Raw genomic sequence first — 24,355 nt, 5'->3', positions numbered from 1 at the left:
TATCATTGCAGCGGAACATCGTTATAAGACCATAACTGAAACGTATCAGTTCAAGTCACAAGAAGTATCATACCATATTTATTGAGGGCTCGCAATATTACTCGTAATCTTTTTTTACTTCTTTTAACCATTTTTCCTGTTCAGGAGTGAGTTCGATTTTATCAAATAAATCCGGCCTTCTAAGAAGGGTACGTCTTAATGCTTCTTTATTGCGCCATTCTTCGATTAATTTATGATTTCCAGACAATAAAATATCAGGCACTTTCATTCCACGGAAATCGGCAGGTCTTGTGTAGTGCGGATGTTCTAAGAGCCCTGTACTGAATGAGTCCTTCATATGCGATTCTTGATTGCCGAGCACCTCTGGCAGGAGACGTACAACACTATCAACTACGACCATTGCCCCAAGTTCGCCTCCGGTTAGGACATAATCACCAATCGAGATTTCATCCGTTACCACATGCTCCCGGATTCGTTCATCATAGCCTTCATAATGACCGCAGATGAAGATTAAGTGCTCTTCTTTCGCTAATTCTTCTGCCTTTTTTTGTTCATAACGTTCACCCTGTGGGCAAAGAAGAATCACCCTTGGGTGTTTACTTTGAGCGGTTTCCTTAAGAGCGGCAACGGCATCAAAGATTGGCTGCGGCTTTAATACCATTCCGGCTCCGCCTCCATAAGGGTAATCATCAACAGTGGAGTGTTTGTTATCGGAATAATCACGAAAATTAACTACGTTATAAGTAACTGCTGATTTCTCGGTAGCTTTTTGCAAAATGGATTGCCCTAGTACCCCAGAAAACATTTCCGGAAATAATGTAAGGATATCAATCTGCATCATGAAAGTAACCCTTCCATTGGATCAATTAAGATGACTTTTTCTTTTACATCTACTTTTTTGACGACATCATGAATATAAGGGATAAGAAGTTCTTTACCGCCTTTACCTTTTACAACCCACACGTCATTAGCACCAGGTGATAAAATTTCGGTAACCTTCCCGATTTCTTCACCATGAGTAGTAGCAACTAGGCATCCAATAATCTCATGGTAATAAAATTCATCCTCTTCTAATGTGTCTAATTGTGATTCAGGGACTTTTAGAATCCCATCCCTAATCTTCTCAACCTCATTGATACTAGTAAACCCATCAAATGTCAGTAATTCAAAATTTTTATGTGTTCGATGACTCTTGACTGTTAGTTCAATTGGCATGTTTGAATTCGGCATAAATAAATATAAAACATTCCCCTTCTTGTAACGTTTCTCAGGGAAATCCGTTTTTGAAATAACTCTTACTTCACCTTTTATGCCTTGAGTATTAACAATCTTTCCGACATTAAACCATTTTTCCATAGTGTTTTTCACCTACTATCTAATTTCCTCAATGATACCATCTTTAATAATAATTGTAGGCTGTCCTAACCTCTCGTTCCATTTGTCGCCTACCTTTACCTCTACTAGGGCCTGAACTTCCTTTTCATTTAATTCACTACCTAATGGTAGGATATGTAATTGTTCGATTTGAAACTCAAGCAACTTTATTTTTTCTTTGCGTATTTCTATATCTTTTTCAAAATGTTTTTTTAGTGCACTTGGTGAAAAGGATTTTGTTTTCTCTAACCGCTTCAGCTCGAATTGCAGCTGATCACATTCTTTTTGAAGCTGAAGCATCTTAGAATGGTATGTATGGAAAAGCTGCTGCTTGCTGTTTTCCGTTAATATTTGCTTAACGACAACTGTTTGAATGATTTGCATTCAAGAGCCTCCTTTTGCATTACATATAGCAAAAAAGGGAGGAAAATTAATCCCTCCCTTTTATCTAGATGCAAAAAGCTATTCACCAATTTCTAGAAAAATTTTCTTCTGTTGTGACGATCCTGCTGCATAAACAACAGTTCTAATGGCCTTTGCAACACGCCCTTGTTTACCAATTACTTTTCCCATATCTGTCTTGTTAACAGAAAGCTGGTACGTTGCTCGATTGTCATCTTCTACGACCTCGATACGAACATCTTCTGGGAAATCAACAAGGGGCTTAACAATCGTTTCGATTAATTGTTTCATATCCGATAACGATTACTTGTTTAATTTTGCATTATGGAATTTTTCCATGATGCCTTGGTTTGAGAAAAGGTTACGAACTGTATCAGATGGTTTCGCACCGTCTTTTAACCATTTAAGCACTAATTCTTCGTTGATTTCAACTTTAGCTGGTTGAGTAACTGGGTTGTATGTTCCAACGATCTCAATGTAACGTCCGTCACGTGGTGAACGAGAATCTGCTACTACAATACGATAGAAAGGAGTTTTCTTTGCTCCCATACGTTTTAAACGAATTTTTACTGCCATTTTAAATAAGCACCTCCGAATAGTTTCACACAAGATAGTATAATATCAATTCTTTTATTGTTTGTAAAGTGTTTTTTCTTTACATATATTATTTCCCATTTTATCTAAGCTAAACCAACCTAGAATGGCTTAAATGGAAACTTAAATCCGCCTTTTTTCTTTCCTTTTTGCTGCATTCCTGTCATTTGCTTCATCATTTTTTTCATGTCTTCAAACTGCTTTAATAAGCGGTTGATTTCAGTGACTGGACGCCCGCTGCCTTTTGCAATTCTTCGCTTACGGTTCGCATTTAGGATTTCGGGATTATTTTTTTCTGCCTTTGTCATAGATTGAATAATGGCTTCAACATGGGCAATTTGTTTTTCCTCAATTTGAAGATTATTCAAACCTTTGATTTTGTTTGCGCCAGGCATCATTTTTAATAATTCATCAAGTGGACCTAGATTTCGAACCTGGCCAAGCTGTTCCAAAAAGTCTTCGAGTGTAAATGTCGCAGTCCGCATCTTTTGTTCTAACTCTTTTGCCTTTTGTTCGTCGACATTTGCCTGAGCTTTTTCGATTAGAGTCAGTACATCACCCATGCCTAAGATCCTAGAGGCCATTCGTTCCGGGTGGAACGGCTCCAATGCATCCATTTTTTCGCCTAGACCGACAAATTTAATCGGTGTTTGCGTGACAGCGCGAATAGAGAGTGCGGCCCCGCCCCTTGTGTCACCATCAAGCTTCGTTAAAACAACCCCCGTTAAACCAAGCTGTTCATTAAAGCTTTGGGCAACATTAACGGCATCCTGACCGGTCATGGCATCCACAACAAGGAAAATCTCATCTGGTTTCGTGAGTTCTTTAATATCCTTTAACTCGTCCATCAATGCCTCATCGACGTGTAATCGTCCAGCTGTATCAATTAGAACATAGTCATTATGATCTTCTTTTGCTTTCGCAATGGCCTGTTTTGCAATTTCGACCGGGCTTACTTGATCGCCTAGTGAAAAAACGGGCATGTCTAATTGTTTCCCAAGAGTTTGAAGCTGCTTAATTGCAGCAGGTCGGTATATGTCAGCGGCAACAAGCAATGGTTTGCGGTTATACTTCTTGCGAAGCAAAAGCGAAAGCTTACCTGTTGTCGTGGTTTTACCGGCACCCTGTAACCCTACCATCATAATAACGGTAGGTGGACGATTCGATGCAGCAATCTTGCTTTGCTCCCCCCCCATTAGCGCAGTCAATTCCTCGTTAACGATTTTAATGATCTGCTGACCAGGAGTTAAGCTTTTCAGTACTTCTTGCCCTACAGCTCGTTCACTTACTTTTTTTACAAAATCTTTGACGACTTTAAAGTTAACGTCTGCTTCAAGTAATGCAAGACGCACTTCACGCATCATTTCTTTTACGTCCGCTTCCGAGACCTTCCCTTTTCCGCGGATTTTTTGGATAGTATTCTGCAGTCGGTCGGCTAATCCTTCAAACGCCATATATGCCGCCTCCTAATCTAATTTCTCAAGCTCAGTAACCGTTTCTAACAATGCCTGCTTTGAAGGGTTCTCCTCTTCAAGCAATTCTTTCACGTGCCTTATTAGTCTAGAGCGCTCTTGAAATTTCTGAAATAATAACAGCTTTTCCTCATACTCCTCGAGCATTGCTTCAGTCCGCTTTATATTATCATAAACGGCTTGACGGCTTACATCATACTCTTCGGCAATTTCACCCAATGAGTAATCATCTAAGTAATAGAGAGACATGTAGCTTTGCTGCTTTGGCGTTAACAACGAATAGTAAAAATCGTAAAGATAGTTCATTCGTGTCGTCTTTTCAAGCATCATACTTAAGTTCCCTCCAATACCAATGTTAAGTGAAAAGCCTTTACGAAAGTAAGTTTACACAGTCTTATTCATTCTGTCAAGAAAATACCTTTACATCAAGGATTAATTAATGTGATTACTTCTTTCTTTTCTTTGCTTCAAGCAGCCGCTTCATTCGTTCTTCCTTTTCCGCCAATGAGACGACTGGCATGTTTTTCTTCCTATTATCTATAGTTTGCAGTTCTTGTTTTGGCAATTTTTCTTTTTTAATTTCATTCTTAGATTCCTCGTTTTTAATTTCCCTTTTGTTTTCAGCACTTGCCTTTACTTTTGCTTTCGCCTTAGCCAGCTGCTGAAGGGATGCTGTCCGATCTTCCTCTCCTTTTTTTGGAGTTTTCTTCAGAAGGCGCATCAAGAAATAAAACGGCTGGAAACCTAGTCTCCTAATCAAAATCTCAAACACCAAAAGCAGAAAGGCGGCTAATAAGAGCTGCTGACTAATCGGCTCTTTTGTTTTTGGCTTTTGTTTTGAAGGTCTGAACGCTTCTTTTGCAGACTTTAGTTCCTTGCCGCCAGTTATAGCTGCAAGCTCCTTTAATAACTCCTTATTTGTTCCTCTTAACAAATACTCATCAGAATAAGGAACAGAAAACCCTGTTTGAAACAATTTATCCTGCCCATTCTCAGTGGTTTGCTTCACCCGTAAAAAATACATTCCTGGATTATTAGGAAAGCTCACTTCAAATTCGCCTGGGGCAGTTGGTTTAGAATTGGTTTCCATCACCGACCCATTTTGTGAAACAACTGATACGTCAAGCGGCAAAAATTGATCTTCTGTTGCTTTCAAATGAACAACGGTATTACCATTTTCTTTTTCAATCGTAAAACGGAATGGCTCGCTATCAAATTGCGGCAGTGATTTAGCGATAATCTGATTCAAAAATTGTGGCAAGTTTGCCCATTTAGCCCAGTCTCCCGACCATTTTCCTGTCATATCCGAGGTAAAGGCAAATGTGGTTCCTAAACCATAATGCCATTCAGCAAGAATAGGATCCTTTTTTTCACTTATTATCGGCACTTGAGCTCTGTTTTTCGCTGTTACTGCAATATAGGCATTCATTTTCGGAATTCCGTTTTGAAAAAAGGGTGTCCACTCCGGAAATGGCTGCACAACAGGATAAAACGGATTGTCTTCAATATAGGTTCTTGTTGTCATAACAGTTTCTCTAGAAAGAATACTTGGAATAACAGATGCATCGGTTACATCATAAAATCGCCCGTTCCCCTGTCCGGAAAGGTCTTCCAAAAGGTTTCGGTCGGCGTCACTTCCTAGGGCAACCGTGGACAAGGTAACATTATTCTTTTTACCATCTTCTATCAGCGATTGATAATCTCCACCGGCAGCTGATTGCCCATCTGTTAACAAAATAATGTGCTTTCGCTGTAGTTTTAAATCTTTTAACTCTTGATAAGCCTTTTCCAGTGCAGGATAAATATTCGTTCCTCCCCCGACAGATACTGAGCGAATTTTTTCAATCACCTTTTTCTTGTTATCGAGTGGACCGGTTTCAACAATCACCCACGGGCGGTCATCAAAAGCAATAAAACCAAGCGTATCCTTTTCTCGTAATAAATCCACAGAACGTGCCGCAGCTTCCTTTGCTAATGTCAGCTTATTGCCGTTCATACTTCCGGAACGGTCAATGACAATGACCAATCCTAGTGATGGCATCTCTTTTTTTCCCTTTATGTCCATGTCAACAGGTAAAAGGTTTTCAATTGGGGTTTTAAAATAGCCCCCGAGACCAAAGCTTTCCTCACCACCGAACATGGCAAAGCCTGTTCCAAATTCCTTGACTGACTTTTCAATCAAATTCATTTGCTGCTCACTGACCTTTGTTCCCGGTACATTATTAAAAATAATTGACTGATATTGTAAAAAGCCAGCTAAGGTTGTCGGCAGCTTCTCTGGAATTAGCTTGTCTACGATTAGCCCGGAGGATTGTAAAATTTGTGCTAATGGATCTTCCTGATTACCCTGGACTAAAAGCACTCTTGGAGTACCCTTGACATTTGTTGCAGCATAAAGGGAATTGTTTTCAATAAAGGTATCCTTTTCTGCCCCTAGCTCTGCCTTATAAATGGCCATTCCCGGCTCTGATGGAATATGTGAAAATGAAAACTCATTATGCCCTTCTTTTACATTTATCTTCTCATGGAGAAAATCCTTGTTATTTAAAGAAATCCTCAGATCGGCTGTTTTTTCAACATTACTGACAATTGATACCGTTAAATTTACTGTTTCTCCCTCGTATAGGGTTGGAGGCACATCCAGCTTTGTAATCGCCATATCCTCTCGAAATTTTTGCTTAAATTGAACATAATCTAACTCAATCTTCTGATTTTTTAATAGCTTTGCAGCATCTTTACTCATGCCGGCAGTCTCATTTCCATCACTCAATAAGATAATCCTGCCGGTTCCCTCCTTTTTCATCATGGAAGCCGCAAACCCTATTCCTTCTTCCAGATTTGTTTCACCAGTTTTCAACTTTCCGTTAAATGTATCCACTACTGTTTTTTTATTAGAGAGAGATTGTTCAACCATCGTTCCATTTGCGAACGAAGCAATTGCGAAGTTTTGATTTCCTTTTTTCGATTGCAAGCTTTCGTCTAGCCACTCCAGTACTGCATCCTCCGCGTCTTCAAAGCTTGCCGACCGATCAACGAGAAAAATTATCGATTCCTCTTTGATTGGCAGCAATAATTGGGGGATTGTGAGCGCAAAAGCAATCAATAGAAATAAAATAGTTCTTAAACAGCCAATCACTACCTTTTCCGGAGTGGTCGAATATCTTATTTGTTTAAAATAAAGATAGATTAAGAAAAAGACAGGAATTAATAGAACGAGAAGGTAGGGATACTTAAGCTCTAAACCCACGTCGATACACCTCCCATTCCACCATAAGCAAGAGCAGTACAACACAAGTCAGCCAAAACCACAAAGAATCATTTGGCTTAAGGGTGAGCTCCTTTTTGTTTTCCTTTGAGCCATTCAAAATAAACGAGGCTTCTGACTGCGGTCTTTTTTCACGATCATCGAGAAGAACAGAAAAATAATATACTTGACCTTCAGATACAGCTTGATAGATCCCCGGTTTATTTGGAGCTTTAAAATTCTCCTTATTTAACTGGAGCGTTGATATACTTTTTCCAAAAGCATTAAAAAGTTCAATACTAGTATTTTGGTCTTTAAGTTGAAGCCATTTTTCCTCTCCAGGTTGAAAATAACCAAGAAAACCTGTCTGGTTTGATAACCACTGATAGCTGTTATAAAGAAAGATTGGGAATCCCGGATGTAGCGGCCAATCCGTATTTTCAAGTGAGAAATTCAAGATAATAACCGGCTGTCCATTCATTGTTCCAGTTTGAATTAAGGGGTGATTTCCACTATATACAATATTTCCCCAGTTTCCCGTTATTGGGCTTGAAGCGTACTTTATGTATGTTTTGTCGATATCAACATATTCCGTCAGACTTGAGTCAGTTTCTTTGATCGGTTCCTTCAGTTCAATGGGATTAGCTGAATCTTGCTTTTTATTAATATATATAGCCGGCATTTTCGGCAAAACATCCACCGGAATCCCTTCCGCAAGAATAATTCCACTTTCTTTTAACCCTAAAATACTGTTTTGATCCATCTGCACCGTTTTGATGCCCAAAGTTTCAAGTCCTTTAATGAAAAAAGGATTAATCTCCCCAAGTGCATAAACGTTAGGTTTCAAGACTGAGTAAACGGCTGTTAGTTCATCATCGGCGGAATACTTGTCCCCGGATTTTATTAAAGCTTGATAGAAGCGGCGCTGTGGCAAGTCAGGGACATTAACGACACTCTGTTTACCAGCGGGTATTGTTACTTTTTGTTGAAAAATCGTCTGATTTTCACTTGTGATCACTAACGGGACTGTTTTCGATTTTTCCCCTTGGTTCTCTATAACAACGAGACCAGAAATTCGATTCTCTTTCCCCGCAACCCCAAACGAAAGAAGAGCAATATTATCTTGAATTCCATGAGCATTATGAATTTCATAAGATACATTTTCCAGTCGATCTATAAGGTCTTCTTTTTTTACGGAATCTGAAAATATATGGATATGGGTTTCACGGTTCGAAACAAGTGATTCCGCAAGCTTTACACTCTTTTCAATGTTTTCATGTTCATATGTTACAGCAATCCCATCAATCGTCTTTTGAATCACATTTATATTAGATTCCCGGTTCAATAGTATTTGGGGCTTCCTTCCTGCAACAATTAAGGTCACTTCCTGATCATTTAAGCGTTCTGTCATTTGCTTCATCTGTTGTTTTGACTCTTCAATGAGCTGTTTATCATCCTTCAGGGCTGACATAGTTGCAGACGTATCAACAATCCAAATAAGCTGCTCTCCCTTGACCCCTTCCGAGAGCCAAATCGGTTTTGCCAAAGCTATCATTAATAATGTAAGTGCGATAACTTGCAGCCAAAACAATAGATTGTGCTGTAATTTTTGTATCCAAGGAGAGGCCTTCCACTCATTCATTGCCTGTTGCCAAAGTAGATTAGATGGGTTGATGACTGCTTTGTATTGTTTTCGGAAAAAGTATAATAACACAACAAAGGCGATCAAAATGACGAGAATAAAAAACATTGGGCTTGCAAAGTACATCTTAAATCACCTCTGGTTAATAAAGCATTCTTTTGGCGGTACACTCATGAAATAAAAAGGACTGCAAGTCTGCATCATCTGTCGTTACTAAATAACTGAAGCCAAACCGGCGGCATAAAGCTTCAATCTTACGATTATGCTCCTTTACCTGCTTCTGATAGTTTCCGAGAATAGAATCATTAATCGATACATTCACAGTTTCTCCTGATTCACTGTCAATTAGTTTTACATCTCCTGAATAATTCGGTTCTATTTCTTCTTTGCCCAACAGCTGGACAAATCTAACTTCTTGTTTTGCAGCAGCGATTAGGCGGAATAGAGATTCAATGGAATCAAGCGGCTCTAGTCCATCCGTAATAAGAATGGACAATTGATTATTTTTCAACAAGTTTTTATGAAGGTTTTCGGTAAATGTCCCAACCCCCTCATGTTTAGGTAACTGAAGAAGATCAAAAAAAACTTTTTTGCCATAAACCGTCCCCTTTCTGCTAACCTTACCATAGGGACGGGATGAAACCGGGATGAACGACAAGCGGTCTTCACCAGATAGGGCAATATAGCTAAAAATGGCCGCGAGCTCTTTTGCTCGATTCCACTTTGTATCAATCGTCTGCATTGAAGCGGAGGCGTCCAGAAAGACGGTAACAGCAATTTCCTGTTCATCTAAAAACCTTTTAATATAATGCTTTTGTGTCCGTCCATAGATATTCCAGTCAATTTGGCGGACGTCATCTCCAGGCTGATAAAGGCGAAAATCCGAAAATTCTAGAGAAGTACCAAACTTATTCGCCGTACGCCCCCCTTTATGAGCTCCCCGCCTTCGTGTTTTCGCCATCAATCTCAGTTTTGTAATCCTGGAAAGCATAGAATGCAAAGGGGCTTTCATCGCTGACTAACATCCTTTCCAGCTTGCTGCAAAACATCACTTATTATGTCATCCGCCGTTATATCGTTTGCCTCTCCTTCAAAATTTAATAATAGACGGTGTCTCAAGACAGGGATTGCTGTCGTTTTTAAATCTCCCATTGAAATATGATATCTTCCAGCAAATAATGCTCTTGTTTTTGCCATTTGGATTAGACTTTGCAAGCCCCTCGGCCCGCTGCCGAATTGGACATATTGTTTGACCCTTTCTGGAGCATCCGCTGAAGCCGGATGGGTAGCATCGATAATAGAAACAGCGGTATTTAATAAGTCATCTGAAACTAAAATTTCCTTTGACAGCTGCTGTATGGCTAAAACGTCAGAAGTCCCTATTATCCTATTTAGTTTAGGCACCTCAAGACCCGTCGTTCGTAAGGCAATCTCTTTTAGCTCTGCTTTTGTTGGATAGCCCACATGAATTTTACAAATAAAACGGTCCATTTGTGCCTCAGGGAGTGGATATGTGCCTTCCATATCAATCGGGTTCTGTGTGGCCAGTACAAAGAAGGGCTTTGAAAGTTGTTTTGTACTGCCCATCACCGTTACCGTTTTCTCAGCCATTGCCTCTAAAAGTGAACTTTGAGTCTTCGGTGTTGCCCGGTTTATTTCATCAGCCAAAATGATATTTCCAAACAATGGCCCCTTATGAAAAACAAACTCTTGCCTGCCGTCTGCTCCAGGCTGCAAAATCATCGTACCGGTAATATCAGACGGCATTAAATCAGGTGTGAATTGAATCCGATTAAATGACAGGTCTAAGCAGTCTGATATTGACCGTACAAGCATTGTTTTCCCGAGCCCTGGCAACCCCTCTAACAGTGCATGACCTCCTGAAAAAATACTCCAAAGTACCTGATCAATCACTTCTTCTTGACCAACGATAAAATTCATTAACTCTTGTTTAACCATTTTAAGCTGTTGTGCCGCAGTGATAAATTGATTTTCTTTCTCTTTTAGTTGAGACAAAATTGTCACTCCTTATTAGGGTCTAGCAATAAGTAATAATTTTTTACGATTTCTTCTAAATCAGAAGGAAGTTTTACCCTATCAGTACTTTTTCGATATGCATCTGTATAATTCCCATATACTTCTTGATAAGAACGAAGCTGACCTTTTAAAATTAGCCCGTTGCCTGAAAACTGTTCCGCTGGGCTGCCTTTTCCGATGTTCCCTGTATCAGTTTCAAGATTATTTTTACCGCCTATTTTTTCTGGAATCGTAAGAAGCTGTCGCGAACCCGTACCGAGCCCCGCACCATTGCCTGAACCGGTTCCACCGCCTGAGCCGGTTCCTGTTCCACTGCCAGACCCCTGACCGGTACCTGCTCCATTTCCACTGCCTGAGCCATTTCCATTACCTTTGGAACCATTATCTTGTGAGCCATTTCCAGCTGACTGATTCCCTTGATTGCTGCCTTGTGATCCTGTTGAGGGATTTCCATTTTTGCTGTTTTTCTTTCCTCCAGCAGACTGATTAGAATGATTAAGGGCTATTTGCTTGGATTGCAGTCCGTTTTCGAGCAGTTCATTTTGCAGACTCTCCTCAGCTTCTCCTAGTGCCGCTTGTGCATCAGCAAGCTCATTCATTTTGTTTTCGGTGTTTAGTGCTTCTGAAATCTGCTTTGTTAGTTTAGCAATTTCTTTTTCCGAAAGCTTTTGATTTGAACCAGTCAACTTGCCAAGTGCCTGTCTCCCGCTTTCCGTTAAAGAATCATAATTTTTGGTTAACTGTTCAAGTTCTTTTTTGATTTTATCTATATCCTTCTCTTCCAAAGTGGCTGCCAATTTATTCAAATCAGCTTTTTTCAATTCCTGCTGCCACGCTTGAAAGTTTTCTAGTTTTTCCTGATGCTTTAATGCTTTTAATTCTAGTTCCTTTTTTTGCTTAGCAAGTTCTAATAATGTTTCTTTAGGATCTGAATTCTTTGATATTATTTCCTGTGCTTTTTCAAGAGCTTTTTTGGTTTCAGCGTTGTTTTCCTTTTTTTCCTTTTCTTCCAGTTTCTTCTCGACCTTTTTTAATACTTTCATTTCGGTTTCTTTTTTCACAGCCAATTGAAGGTTTTGATTTGGATAATAATTGAGAAGTGCTGATAAACAGATCAAAACAACAGCAATAAACAGCCATTTGGGCATTATATAACTTTTTTTTCTTTCTAAAACTTGTTGCTGTTCTTTTTTCATAAAAGGAAGTGCTTCTGCAAGCTGCAATTTTTGCAGCTTGCCTTCATCATCTAAAAACGAAAATGCTGTAATGACACGGTCATCAGGAATGTAGGAATTAAATAGTTTCGCAGCTTCCCTTAAGCCCGGCAGTTTCCGTATGGTACGAATTACAAATACAAGGAAAATCATGAAACAACCTAACCAGATGATTTCATGAAAAAAAGGGATGACGAATATTCTGGCCGCAGTTAGAATCATGACAGAGAAGGCTGAGGCAGCTAGAATCCAGTAATGAAACTCTATGAAGATTCTTTTTAGTAGGAGCTGTCGTCGTAAGGGCTGCAGCAACTTAATAAAAAGCTTTTTACCTTCCATTTACCTCATCCTTATCCTTTTGACTTTACTTTCATGTTGGGACGGAGTTTTCGAATGCTAATAAAAATCATGACTAGAAAAATGATGGTAAAAGATATTAAATTTGCTGCCCATAATGGAAAATCAATTCCCATTCCTGTTTGACTAGACAATTCCCTGAATGCATCCGGTTCGAGAAAACCAAATAGGATCATGATGGGATTAAGCATGACAAAGAAATACGGAACTGGATTATTTGTCGTTATTCCCATCTGATTAACAGACATTGTTACCGTAAACAAAAAAGCAGTCCCGGCTGTCAGGAATAAGGTCACTCCATAGGTGCTAACCATCGCAATAATAGTTTTTCGAACAAGTGTGGAGAAAAAGATACCGATGCTGCCAAAGACGAGGATCGTAAAGATGTAATACCCAAGAATTGTCACTACTTGCCCTGGAGAAATCCCCCCAAACAAGAAAACAATACTATAAATTGGCATACTAGCTATAATCATCAGCAACAAAAACGACACAGACGAAATCAGTTTTCCTAGAATAATGCTTGTGGAGCTCTGATTCGTAGTTAATAAAATATTTAATGTTTGCTTCTCTCTTTCCCCGCTGATGACCCCTGCAGTTAATCCAGGTGTAATAAACAAGATTAACCCCATTTGGATAAATGACAACAACATAAACATGCTCTTACTTTGATCAGGACGAAACAACCCCATTGGTGAGTTTTGGGTTTGTATATAAATAAATCCAATAATAATGATAGATAGTGCCAGTAAATAAAAGGATAAACCAAGAAAACTTTTAAATGAGCGGAACCTTAGCTTAAATTCCTTATTTAAAACGGGATTTAGAAAAAGATTTCTCATGACAGTTCCACTCCCTTCGTTATTTCCATAAAGACATCCTCGAGGTTTGTTTCGATTTCTGCAAAACTAACTATTGGAATATCGTGTGAAAAGGCTGCTTTTAACAGTTGCACCTGTTCTTCAATACTCCCATTGAACATGAATTGAAGCGATTCTCCATCATCTTTTCTCACTAATTGACTCACTAGCGGCTGGTCCTCGAAGAAATTAACCGCTTTGTCCACTTCACGAAATAGCTTGGCAATGATTAGCTTTTCTCCTTGAAGCCGTTTTTGGATTTCGGCAACGGCGCCTTCCGCAACTAATTTTCCTTGATCTATAATGCCGATTACATCACACATTTCAGCAAGTTCTGGAAGGATATGAGAAGAAATTAAAATTGTTTTCCCCATATTCTTTAATTCTTTTAAGATTTCTCTCATTTCAACCCGTGCTCTTGGATCTAAACCAGAAGCAGGTTCATCGAGAATGAGTACTTCCGGGTCATGAATTAATGACCTTGCAAGACAGAGTCTTTGTTTCATTCCTCTTGAAAGCACGTCCACATAAGAATCTTGTTTATGTGTTAAATTAACTAATTCAAGGAGCTGAGGGATTAATTTCTTTCTTTCGCTCGTACTAATCCCATAACTGGCACCGTAAAAATCCAAATATTCAACTGCCTTTAACTGGTCATAAACCCCAAAGAAATCGGGCATATAACCAATTTGGCTTCGAACTGCTTTCGGCTCCTTGGAAATATTAAAACCATTAATATAAGCCGTTCCGGAGCTAGGTGAAAGCAATGTCGCTAAAATCGAAAAAGTAGTAGATTTTCCCGCACCATTTTGACCAACAAAACCAAAAACAGAGCCTTTTTCGATTTTAAGATTTAAAGAATCAAGTGCAGTAAATTTACCATACCGTTTTGTTAAATCAATAATTTCAATCATGAGCTAATCTCCCCTTTTATTGCGAGCGAAGGCATTCTGACTCTAGGGTCACCTTGTCCGGTTTTTATCAATTTGATTGTAATAGCCCCTTCCTTTGAAATATATTGATCAAGATGTTCCTTTATCAATGTATGAGAATCAGGTAAAGGCAAAAAGGTTCCTGTCGTATGATTTAGAAGTGAATAAGTAACATTCCCGCCAGACCAAGAGATATTTAATTCTTGGAAGCGAGGGTTTTCAATCACCAATTGATTTGGAAGCTCTAAAACATAGTCATATTCGCCGTCATCAAGCTCCATTTCGTTATGGGATCCAGGATTTTCATTAAAGACCCCGCCGCGGATTGTATTTATATGGTTTCGAAACATATCATCTTTAATGGTGAATGAACCAGTAATGTTTGTTTGGATATCTAATGGTTGATAGATTAGAGTTAACCCCTTTTTGGCTTCGTTCTTTCCTTTAATATCAGCTTTAATAACGGAATTTTTTGTATAACCATAAAGAATAGGCTGATTTTCTGAGTAGGAATTGTTGTGCAATAATTCGATAGCTCCATACTCCATCCTTTCCCTTTTCATTTCATCCACTTCCTGGGGTGAACTTGGAACCCGATATGAATTTCCTTGACTGTAGGGACCAGTCAAATAATCCTGCTCCAAAGTTTCGTTTACAGTTAAACTTTCCCCACTTTTCAATGATCCAAGCTTAATCTTTTTGGTGCCTGACCAAATCGTTAATTCTTCAAAATCATATGGGAAATGATTAACGATTTTTCCTGTTAACTTTTTATTTTCATTGGAGAGCTTTATTTCAAATTGACCGGCATTTTGCTTAGAAACCTGGCCAAAATAGGTTCTCATAGACCAATATTCTACATTTGGAAACGTCACTTCACTGGTTTTCCTACCATTTTCCAACACGGCATATCCTTTTCCGTCTTGTACAGCCATGGATGATGATCCCGGCACACCATAGAATTTCCCCTTCGAAAAAGAAAGTTCGTAATCACCTCCAGTATTAGAGAGAAAGGTAACTGCCTCAAGACCATTTAACTGACCATTATCTGCCCTGTATATGCCTGTTTGGTTCATCTGGGGTTTCGCAAGCCTGTCCTTTGCCCCTGTGGCAAATATACCTGCGGAGGAAATGAAGGCAAAACCGATAATAATCCACCAGGCATGTTCGCGTTTATCCAGCCTTTTTAACAAGAAATACAGAAATGGCACAAGCAACAGCAGATAAATCAATAGGAACAGGCTAATCTGCCCCACAGAAAATTGGGATGCGGCAAAGTATTCGTTTATCTCGGCAAATTCATTAAAAACAAAATCATATGGATTTTGTCCGCCTTTTTGAAATTGAATAGTTGACATCCCATTTAACATGTTGCTTTTGACAAACCATTGTCCATATTCGTTCCAAGAAGAGAGTGGTTCATCCCCAAGTGAAAAAGCTGTTTGCCAGATTTCACCTGTACCGTAGCCTTTATGAACAACCATCGGTAAATCACCGCTTTTTATGGCAACCTCTGCTCCTTTGTTCAGCTCGCCAATAAAAACTGGAATATTTGGAAATGGGGGCAATGAAGGTGAAACTTGGAAAAATTCCGTACCCGCCAGCTCTTCTTTATTTGGTTTCATCGGTAATTCTTGATAAAGGATCCCATAAGAGCCTGCCGCATTTGGTGCCGCACCGGCAATCAACCTACCGCCTTTTTGAACCCAATTTAGGATCGCCTGCTGCTGTGTTTTTTTCAGCTTTGAAATGCTATACTCATCAATTAGAATGTAATCGAACAAATCAAGGCCAAGTTCATCTTCTGGAATCATTTCTTCTGTAAGCACAATTGATTGAAGATTATTGCTTGTTGACATCACCTTTAATTCTTTTAATCGGTCGGAATCCTCACTTAAAATACCTAATGTTCTTCCTTCAGGATCTAAATATTTGGGTTTAAGGATCTTGTCCCCGATAAAGGCTTGCTCATTATTGTCTTTCCAGCTGCCTTTATATAAAAAGATCGACTGTTTTATTTGCTGATTATTGAAATGTTCCTCAGAAAAACCCGGTATTGACAGCGAATAGGTTTTTTTACTTCCTTTCGGTACATCTACCGATAGGACCTTTGCTCCGCTGGAATTAAAGTTAGACGCAAAATTGAAGAGAATATCGCCTGTAAAATCTACACCACTGTTTTCAACGGTTACTGAAACAGGAAAGCCACTGCCACTTTTTACCTTTCCATCAAAGCCTGCCTTAACTGATATTTTGATGGCACTGCCCTCAGCCTTAGCTGGATGGGCTGCTAGTCCGACAATAAACAAACACATAAACAGAATAAAAACTAGCTTTTTCTTTACCAAAATAATTCCCCCTATAAAACCTCTCTAATTTAATAGACGAATAATTTTGTCTATTACACTACAATTTTTTTAAAATATTTATTATTCCATCATCCCTTTAAAATGTTCTTTAGTGTATTTTTACACCTTTGGCAAAAAAATGCAATATAATCTTATTATGTAAAAAAAAACAGCAGCAAGAATGCTACTGTTTTTACAAAGTCTTATTCGGTTTTTTCTACCTGGTCAGCAAATAATCCGTAAACATATTTTTCGGCATCAAATTCTTGAAGATCATCCATTTTTTCACCGAGTCCAACGAATTTAACCGGTATTTTCAATTCGTTGCGAATAGCAAGAACAATGCCGCCTTTTGCTGTTCCATCTAATTTTGATAGGACAATCCCACTTACGTTAGTTGCTTCTTTAAAGGTCTTTGCTTGGATTAAAGCATTTTGACCTGTAGTTGCGTCAAGTACAAGAATTACTTCATGGGGAGCACCCGGTATTTCCCTTTCAATGACTCGCTTTACTTTTTCAAGCTCTTTCATCAAATTCACTTTGTTTTGCAATCGGCCAGCTGTGTCACATAGCAAAATATCGGCTTTGCGGGATTTAGCTGCCTGAATGGCATCATACATGACCGCTGCAGGGTCTGAGCCTTCTGCCTGCTTAATCACATCGACACCAACTCGGTCGCCCCATACCTCAAGCTGTTCGATGGCTCCAGCCCGGAATGTATCGCCTGCGGCCATCACGACTTTCTTACCCTCACTTTTGAACTTATGTCCAAGTTTACCAATCGTCGTTGTTTTTCCAACACCATTAACCCCAACAAAAAGGATGACTGTCAGCCCATCCTCCTGAATTTTCAATTTGGACGATTGTTCTTCATCAGCATTATAAATATCAACTAGCTTCTCAGAAATAACACTTTGAACCTCTTGCGGGTCTTGAATGTTTCGGCGCTTCACTTCCATCTTGAGCTCATCAATCAACTGCATTACTGTATCGAATCCGACATCCGCTTGAATTAATATTTCTTCTAATTCTTCAAAAAAATCTTCATCAACCTTACGATACCTGGCAACAAGATCATTTACTTTTCCGGAAAAACTGTCTCGTGTTTTTGTAAGTCCTTCCTTAAATTTTTCTGTTACAGTATCTGCCTGTTTCGTGATTTTTTCTTTCAATTTTTTAAAAAAACTCATTCTTTCACTTCCTCATAAATTATGATTCAACAAGTTCCTTTGTTTCCTCTAAACGGACAGAAACAAGTTTTGAAACACCAGATTCTTGCATGGTGACACCGTAAAGAACATCTGCTTCCTCCATCGTCCCTTTGCGATGGGTTATGACGATGAATTGAGTTTCGGTACTATAGTGCTTTAAATATTGGCTGAAGCGGTGGACATTAGCCTCATCCAAGGCAGCTTCCACCTCATCAAGAATACAGAACGGAACAGGACGCACCTTTAGAATAGAAAATAACAGGGCAATGGCTGTTAACGCACGTTCTCCTCCTGATAATAAACCTAAATTTTGCAGCTTTTTACCAGGCGGCTGGGCAACGATCTCTACACCAGTATTCAATAGATCATCTGGAACAGTTAGAACTAAATCTGCTCTTCCGCCGCCGAAAAGGGTTCGGAATGTTGGTTCGAAATGCTCTCGAATCCCCTCAAAGGTTTGTTCGAAGCGTTTTTTCATTTCTGTATCCATTTCCTCAATGACCTGGAAGAGGGTGTCTTTTGCTTCCTGGAGGTCTGTCTTTTGTTCATTTAAGAACACATAGCGTTCTGAGACACGGTCATATTCCTCAATGGCCCCAAGGTTGACATTTCCGAGTTCTTCGATGGCAAGCTTAATTAGTTTGACTTTTTTCCTTGCTTCATCTACCGGAACCGTTAATGGATACTGTTCCTTAGCACCTTCAAACGATAAAAGGTATTCTTCCCTTAAGTGGTCGAGACGATTTTCAAGCTCAACATCTAAGCGGTTTATTTTTACTTCCTCATCCTTTAAGACTGTAATCATTCCTTTATGGAGTCTCCTTAACTCCTTTGCCGAAAGCTCTGTGTCTTCCAAGGAATCTTGTAAAGATAACCGTTCTTGTCTTCTTACTGTAATTAACTGTAAGGTGGCTTCCTTGTCCTGCTGTTTTCTCTTTGCCGCTGCTTCTATTTGTTCTTCTCCTGAAGAGCTGTTCGTCATTTCTGATGTTAATAAATCAAGATCTTCCGTATAGATTGTCAGCTTCTGTTCACTTTCTTCTAGGTCTTTGTTTATTAATGCTAGGCGATCCTGCGCATTTGTATATTGCTCGTTTTTGGAAGCAAACTCAACCTTCAAATCATTTATTTCGTTGGTGAGAGTCTCTTTTGATGATAGATCAATGGTTTTTTGTTCCGTTAATTTCGTTATTTGTGCATCAAGTTCAGCAATCGAAACCCTGTAGGTCCCAATCGCCTCTGATAATTCCATTTTTCGCTTTATTAACGTTTCCTTTTCATCAGAAAATTGCCCTTTTTCAAGATCATATATCGCTAAACGATCATTGATATTCCTTTCACCGAGCTCAGCTTCCCTCAAGTCTCCCTTTACTGATTGCTCACGAAGTCTTAAATCCTCGCCGGCCTGACGAATTTCATCAAGCTGCTGCTCTGACTTTTGCACGTCTTCTTTTAATGTCTTGACAACACTTTCTAAGTCTGTTGTTTTATCTTCCATCACAATAAGCTTTTCTTTTAAATTATCAAGCTCGCCTTTTCTTGTTAACAGGGAAGATGATTTTTGTTTTGTCGCACCACCTGTCATTGATCCTCCAGGATTAACGATATCACCATCAAGTGTCACCAGCCTGCAACGGTACTGAAGGATTTTTGCTAATTCATTAGCCCCCTTAAGATCTTTCGTAATGACAACATTACCAAGAAGGTTATTCATAACCTCAGCATACTTTGGGTCAAATTTAACAAGACTAACGGCTGGTCCAATTAAGGATGGATGGTCTTGAATAGATGACAATTGTGCCGAAGATAATGATCGTCCTTTCATGACACTTAACGGTAAAAAGGTCGCCCGTCCAAATGAATTCTGTTTTAAATATTGAATAGCAGTTCGTGCATTTAACTCGTTATCGACAACAATATGTTGAAGAGCACCGCCAAACGCGGTTTCGAGTGCGGTTTCATACTCTTTTGGAACGGTTACTAGCTCAGCAACGGCCCCTTCGACTCCCTTTAATTTATTCCCGCGCGCCTTAAGTACTTCTTTGACACCTTGGAAAAAGCCAGTGTAATCATCTTCCATCTCCTCAAGCAATTCTTTTCTCGACTTTGCTTGCTGAAGAAGCTGATATGCTTGATATAACGTCTTTTCTTGTTTTTGATAGTTGTTTTTTACTGATTCAAGTTTCCGTTGCTTCTCACGGAAAGTAACAACCTGGTCAGCTAATTTTGCTTGAATTTCTTCTAAGGCAGCCTGAATTTCTGACTTTTTGCTTTGGGCATTTTGACGTTCTTGAAGAAATTTTTCATTTTCTGCATCAAGACGTGAACTTTTTCTTTCCTGTTGCTCTAATTGCTGGTCAATGTATTTTATTTCATTTTTAGCACCAGCCTGATCATTCAACATATCGATATATTCACTTTTTAAACTTTCAATTTTTTCCTCAATATTTTCAGTAAATAATTGTAGTTTTTGCTGTTTTTCTTTTAGCTCTAACTGTAATTTTTTTACTTGTTCGCCTAAACTTTTAAAAGATTCAGCCTGTAAATCGCGGTTTTTCTTAAACTGGCTAATTCGCTCAGTAAGTTCCGAAATATTCTCTTTTAACTGCTCTTTGTTCTGAGCAGCATTTTTTTTCCGTTCCTTTAGAACTTCTTTACGGCCTTCAAGCTTTTCAAGTTCCTCGCTTGCATGCAGAAGAACATTTTGCAAGTCGGTAATCGATTCATCTAATGCCGAAATCCTGTCTCTTATTTCAACCATTTTTGCTTCTTTTACTTGAAGATCGGAAGATAGCTTTAGTTCTTCCTGCTGATGCTCCTCAAGCTGCTTTGAAAGGTTTTCCCATTTCTGGTGAAGGTCTTCGATTTCAAAAACTGTTACAGCTACCTCTATTTTTTCAAGTTCCTCTTTTTTCTCTAAATAGTCTTTTGCCATTGACGCTTGAATTTTCAGTGGTTCTACTTGGCTTTCAAGCTCATGTAAAATATCATTCACACGGTTTAAATTGTCCTGTGTTTCAAACAGTTTAACCTCCGCTTTTTTCTTGCGGTTTTTATATTTTAAAACTCCTGCAGCCTCTTCGAAGATGGTCCGGCGGTCTTCCGCTTTGCTATTTAATATTTCTTCGACTTTTCCTTGGCTTATAATCGAAAATGCTTCTCTGCCAAGACCTGAATCCATAAATAAATCAATGATATCCTTTAGCCGGCACGGCTGTTTATTGATGAAAAATTCACTCTCACCTGAACGGGAAACCCTTCTTGTCACGCTCACTTCATTAAAGTCAATTCCTAATCCTTGGTCAGTGTTGTCCAATGTAAGCGTAACCTCAGCATAATTAAGAGCTTTTCTTGAATCGCTTCCGGCAAAAATGATATCTTCCATCTTACTGCCTCTTAGAGACTTTGCAGACTGTTCACCCAAAACCCAGCGAATAGCATCAGTGATATTACTTTTGCCACTGCCATTTGGACCCACTACAGCCGTTACTCCAGGAACAAAATCAACTTCAATTCGTTCAGCGAAAGATTTAAAGCCAATAATGTCCAATCGTTTTAAAAACATTTCTTTATCCTCCCTATGCTGCACGGGGATTTCTCCTGCAAACATTTGTCATTTCTAGGTTGACCTTGCTTTTAATACGCTAAGTGCCATTTGAGCGGCATGCTGTTCCGCTTCTTTCTTAGATTTTCCAGTCCCAATTCCCAGTTCTTCACCATTTAAGGATACTCTTGAAACAAACTCCTTATTATGGGCAGGACCTTTTTCCTGGAGGACACGATATTCAATCATGCCAGTCCCATCCCGTTGAATAAGTTCCTGTAATTGGCTTTTAAAATCCATCACATGAGAAAAAGCACCAGCATTTATTTTAGGAAAAACAATTTTTTCAAGAAATTCTATAACCTTTTCAATTCCTCGATCTAAATAAAGAGCCCCAATAAATGCTTCAAAAACGTCTGCAAGTAAGGCAGGGCGCTCACGTCCACCCGTCATTTCCTCTCCTTTGCCGAGCAAAATAAGTTTTCCAAATTCGAGCTCATTAGCAAAAGCGACAAGTGAGGGTTCACAAACAATTGCAGCACGTAGCTTCGTCAATTCTCCTTCCGTCATCGTAGGATATTTTTTGAAAAGGAACTGTGAAACCGTTAGCTCGAGGACTGCATCTCCTAAAAATTCAAGTCTTTCATTATCTTCGAAAGGCTTTCTGCGATGCTCATTCACATAGGATGAATGAGTAAAAGCTTGTTTTAATAATTTCTCATTTTCAATTTTAATTCCGATTGTAACCTGAAAATCCTTAAATTGATTTTCTTTTGCGCGATTGTTAAACTCTTTTCCCTTACTATACTTGCGCATAAAGTCTCCACCTTGCATCAAATTTACAAACTACCCAATTATTAGTTTAAAAAACTTCCTGCGAAAACGCAAAGAAACTTGGCAGATAGTTTGCTCCACCAAGTTCTATCATACAAAATAAAGCCCCGTTTGAAAACGGGGCTTTATGAATAAATCTAACGTGATTACTTACTGCTATTTATGTAATTAACAGCATCACCAACAGTGCTGATTTTTTCAGCATCATCGTCAGAAATTTCCATATCGAACTCATCTTCTAATTCCATTACTAGTTCAACTACGTCAAGGGAATCAGCGCCAAGATCATCTTTAAATGAAGCTTCAAGCTTAACTTGAGATTCATCAACACCTAAGCGGTCAACGATGATTTTTGTAACACGTTCTAATACCTCTGCCATACTTGTTCACCTCCCCTCAAGCTATTATAGAGTATTTCACTAAAATAATACACCATGTTTTAATAAAATTTGCATTGAACTTTGAGAACTGTCTAGCTTCAGCGCCTAGGGGCTCGGGGTCATAAGCCAATCCGTCAAGAAGGCTAAAATACAGCCTTCTCGCCGGATCGTCTTATGCCTGTCGCCCCTGTTCTAGGCGCTTCCGCTTTTCTATTTACATTACCATCCCACCATCAATATGGAAGGTTTGACCTGTTATATAGGATGAGTCATCAGACGCTAAAAATGCAGTCATTTTAGCGATATCTTTAGGCTCTCCTAATCTTCCTAAGGGAATCTGTTTTAACATTTCTGCTTTTACTTCTTCAGGTAATTTATCGGTCATATCTGTTGTAATGAAACCAGGAGCAATCGCATTAACGGTAATATTTCTCGATGCTAGCTCTTTTGCTGTTGTTTTTGTTAACCCGATGACACCTGCTTTTGCAGCGACATAATTTGCTTGTCCTGGATTTCCACTTACACCAACAATGGAAGCAATATTAATAATGCGGCCTACCCGCTGCTTCATCATCTGCCGGGTTACTGCTTTTGTACATAGGAAAACACCTTTTAGGTTTATGTTGATCACATCATCCCATTCTTCTTCCTTCATTCTCATTAATAAATTATCCTTCGTAATTCCTGCGTTATTGATGAGAATATCAAGCTTACCAAATCGGTCAATTGCTGACTTTACCATTTCTCCGACTTCTTCAGCATTTGCTACATTACATTTTACGGAAAATGCATCCCTGCCAAGTGCCTTTATTTCGTCAACGACTTCATTTGCCTTTGCTTCACTGCCAGAGAAATTAACCGCTACATCGGCGCCTTGTCTAGCAAGTTCCAAGGCGATTTCTCTGCCGATACCACGAGATGCACCTGTAACTAAAACTGCTTTACCTGTTAAATTCATAGGTTATCCTCCTTTAAGGCTTCAATAACTGCCTGAGCGCTTTCCTCATCAGAAACCGCATATGTTTTAACTATCTTATTAATTTTTTTAATTAAGCCTGAAAGAACCTTTCCAGGGCCAATTTCAATAAATGTATCTACACCAAGGTCAATCATTTTCACGACTGAATCTTCCCATAACACCGGGGAGTAAAGTTGTTCAATTAATTTATCTTTAATTTCAGAAGCAACACTTACTGGTTCAGCAGTTACGTTCACAACTGCAGGAATGGATGAATCTTTCATTTCAATACCGTCTAGGACAGCAAGTAATTCATTTGCAGCAGGTTTCATTAATGTCGAATGAAATGGACCGCTGACATCTAATGGGAGCACTCTCTTTGCCCCAGCTTCTTTTGCCTTAACACTCGCACGTTCTACGCCTTCTCGAGAACCAGAGATTACAATTTGCCCTGGACAGTTTAAATTGGCTAAAGAAACAGGAAAACCAGATTCGCTGATTTCTTTTGCAACTGCTGCAAGGGGTTCACGGTCTAGACCTAATACCGCAGCCATTGAGCCTTCTCCATTTGGAACGGCATTTTCCATAAACTCTCCGCGTTTTCTAACGGCATACACACCATCTTCAAAGGACAATACACCCGCAGCAACGAGAGCAGAATATTCTCCAAGGCTATGGCCTGCAACAAAATCAGCTTTCACTCCAGATTTGCTGAAATAATCTAAAATAGCGATACTTGTTGTTAACAGCGCTGGCTGGGTATTATACGTGATCGTTAATTCTTCTTTTGGTCCTGCAAATATTAAATTGCTTAATGGCACATTTAACCTTTTGTCCGCTTTTGAAAAATATTCCATTACCTCTGAGTGTTTATCCGCCAGATCCTTTCCCATTCCAACCGTTTGTGACCCCTGTCCTGGAAAAACAAATGCTATTTTTCCCATATCTTCAC

General features: G+C 39.1%; 21 protein-coding genes. All 21 read right to left on the bottom strand.

All coding sequences use genetic code 11. The features are described 5' to 3' along the window. Positions 1-97: 97 nt before the first annotated feature. A complete protein-coding gene (gene trmD / locus QNH20_RS09375) occupies positions 98-841 on the bottom strand; it encodes a tRNA (guanosine(37)-N1)-methyltransferase TrmD (RefSeq protein ID WP_283922620.1) in 744 nt (247 codons plus the stop codon). Next, entirely contained in the window at positions 838-1,356 is a 519-nt protein-coding gene (rimM, locus tag QNH20_RS09370) for a ribosome maturation factor RimM (protein ID WP_283922619.1), read from the bottom strand. Before rimM ends, trmD begins: the two co-directional genes overlap by 4 nt. A gap of 15 nt (positions 1,357-1,371) precedes the next feature. Next, a complete protein-coding gene (locus tag QNH20_RS09365) occupies positions 1,372-1,758 on the bottom strand; it encodes a YlqD family protein (protein WP_283922618.1) in 387 nt (128 codons plus the stop codon). A 78-nt stretch (positions 1,759-1,836) separates the two neighbouring features. Then, positions 1,837-2,067 (bottom strand): KH domain-containing protein, encoded by a 231-nt coding sequence (locus QNH20_RS09360; RefSeq protein ID WP_283922617.1) that lies wholly within the window; start codon positions 2,065-2,067, stop codon positions 1,837-1,839. 12 nt (positions 2,068-2,079) lie between these two features. Continuing rightward, positions 2,080-2,352 (bottom strand): 30S ribosomal protein S16, encoded by a 273-nt coding sequence (rpsP, locus tag QNH20_RS09355; RefSeq protein WP_283922616.1) that lies wholly within the window; start codon positions 2,350-2,352, stop codon positions 2,080-2,082. A 119-nt stretch (positions 2,353-2,471) separates the two neighbouring features. Beyond that, on the bottom strand, positions 2,472-3,824 hold the full coding sequence (gene ffh, locus QNH20_RS09350; protein ID WP_283922615.1) for a signal recognition particle protein: 1,353 nt from the start codon (positions 3,822-3,824) through the stop codon (positions 2,472-2,474). Positions 3,825-3,836: 12 nt separating this feature from the next. Next, entirely contained in the window at positions 3,837-4,169 is a 333-nt protein-coding gene (locus QNH20_RS09345) for a putative DNA-binding protein (protein ID WP_283923380.1), read from the bottom strand. A 118-nt stretch (positions 4,170-4,287) separates the two neighbouring features. Next, positions 4,288-7,089, bottom strand: coding sequence for a VWA domain-containing protein (locus tag QNH20_RS09340; RefSeq protein WP_283922614.1), 2,802 nt, complete (start codon positions 7,087-7,089; stop codon positions 4,288-4,290). After that, positions 7,073-8,854 (bottom strand): vWA domain-containing protein, encoded by a 1,782-nt coding sequence (locus QNH20_RS09335; RefSeq protein ID WP_283922613.1) that lies wholly within the window; start codon positions 8,852-8,854, stop codon positions 7,073-7,075. Before QNH20_RS09335 ends, QNH20_RS09340 begins: the two co-directional genes overlap by 17 nt. 16 nt (positions 8,855-8,870) lie before the next feature. Next, positions 8,871-9,740 carry a DUF58 domain-containing protein gene (locus QNH20_RS09330; protein WP_283922612.1) on the bottom strand — a complete coding sequence of 290 codons (870 nt, stop codon included), beginning with the start codon at positions 9,738-9,740 and terminating at the stop codon, positions 8,871-8,873. Further along, positions 9,737-10,744, bottom strand: a complete 1,008-nt coding sequence (locus QNH20_RS09325; RefSeq protein WP_283922611.1) for an AAA family ATPase — start codon at positions 10,742-10,744, stop codon at positions 9,737-9,739. The genes QNH20_RS09330 and QNH20_RS09325 overlap by 4 nt, the downstream gene beginning before the upstream one ends. A gap of 5 nt (positions 10,745-10,749) precedes the next feature. Further along, positions 10,750-12,318: a DUF8809 domain-containing protein gene (locus QNH20_RS09320; RefSeq protein WP_283922610.1), complete on the bottom strand. Its 1,569-nt coding sequence runs from the start codon at positions 12,316-12,318 to the stop codon at positions 10,750-10,752. An 11-nt stretch (positions 12,319-12,329) separates the two neighbouring features. Next, positions 12,330-13,178 (bottom strand): ABC transporter permease, encoded by an 849-nt coding sequence (locus QNH20_RS09315; RefSeq protein ID WP_283922609.1) that lies wholly within the window; start codon positions 13,176-13,178, stop codon positions 12,330-12,332. Continuing rightward, complete coding sequence (locus tag QNH20_RS09310; RefSeq protein WP_283922608.1) at positions 13,175-14,110, bottom strand: ABC transporter ATP-binding protein; 936 nt, start codon at positions 14,108-14,110, stop codon at positions 13,175-13,177. Before QNH20_RS09310 ends, QNH20_RS09315 begins: the two co-directional genes overlap by 4 nt. After that, positions 14,107-16,476 carry a DUF8725 domain-containing protein gene (locus tag QNH20_RS09305; protein WP_283922607.1) on the bottom strand — a complete coding sequence of 790 codons (2,370 nt, stop codon included), beginning with the start codon at positions 16,474-16,476 and terminating at the stop codon, positions 14,107-14,109. Before QNH20_RS09305 ends, QNH20_RS09310 begins: the two co-directional genes overlap by 4 nt. Before the next feature lie 203 nt (positions 16,477-16,679). Continuing rightward, positions 16,680-17,666 (bottom strand): signal recognition particle-docking protein FtsY, encoded by a 987-nt coding sequence (gene ftsY, locus QNH20_RS09300; protein ID WP_283922606.1) that lies wholly within the window; start codon positions 17,664-17,666, stop codon positions 16,680-16,682. A gap of 19 nt (positions 17,667-17,685) precedes the next feature. Next, complete coding sequence (gene smc, locus QNH20_RS09295) at positions 17,686-21,252, bottom strand: chromosome segregation protein SMC (RefSeq protein ID WP_283922605.1); 3,567 nt, start codon at positions 21,250-21,252, stop codon at positions 17,686-17,688. A gap of 54 nt (positions 21,253-21,306) precedes the next feature. Further along, positions 21,307-22,047 carry a ribonuclease III gene (gene rnc / locus QNH20_RS09290; protein ID WP_283922604.1) on the bottom strand — a complete coding sequence of 247 codons (741 nt, stop codon included), beginning with the start codon at positions 22,045-22,047 and terminating at the stop codon, positions 21,307-21,309. Between the two features lie 164 nt (positions 22,048-22,211). Then, complete coding sequence (gene acpP, locus QNH20_RS09285; RefSeq protein ID WP_098528750.1) at positions 22,212-22,445, bottom strand: acyl carrier protein; 234 nt, start codon at positions 22,443-22,445, stop codon at positions 22,212-22,214. A 214-nt stretch (positions 22,446-22,659) separates the two neighbouring features. Further along, positions 22,660-23,403 (bottom strand): 3-oxoacyl-[acyl-carrier-protein] reductase, encoded by a 744-nt coding sequence (gene fabG / locus QNH20_RS09280; RefSeq protein WP_283922603.1) that lies wholly within the window; start codon positions 23,401-23,403, stop codon positions 22,660-22,662. Continuing rightward, complete coding sequence (fabD, locus tag QNH20_RS09275) at positions 23,400-24,347, bottom strand: ACP S-malonyltransferase (RefSeq protein WP_283922602.1); 948 nt, start codon at positions 24,345-24,347, stop codon at positions 23,400-23,402. Before fabD ends, fabG begins: the two co-directional genes overlap by 4 nt. Between the last annotated feature and the right edge of the window lie 8 nt (positions 24,348-24,355).

It is taken from the genome of Neobacillus sp. WH10 (assembly GCF_030123405.1).
Classification (GTDB): Bacteria; Bacillota; Bacilli; order Bacillales; family Cytobacillaceae; genus Neobacillus.
The sequence above is the reverse complement of the archived record's forward strand: the minus strand, read 5'-3'. Positions and strand labels throughout refer to the sequence as shown.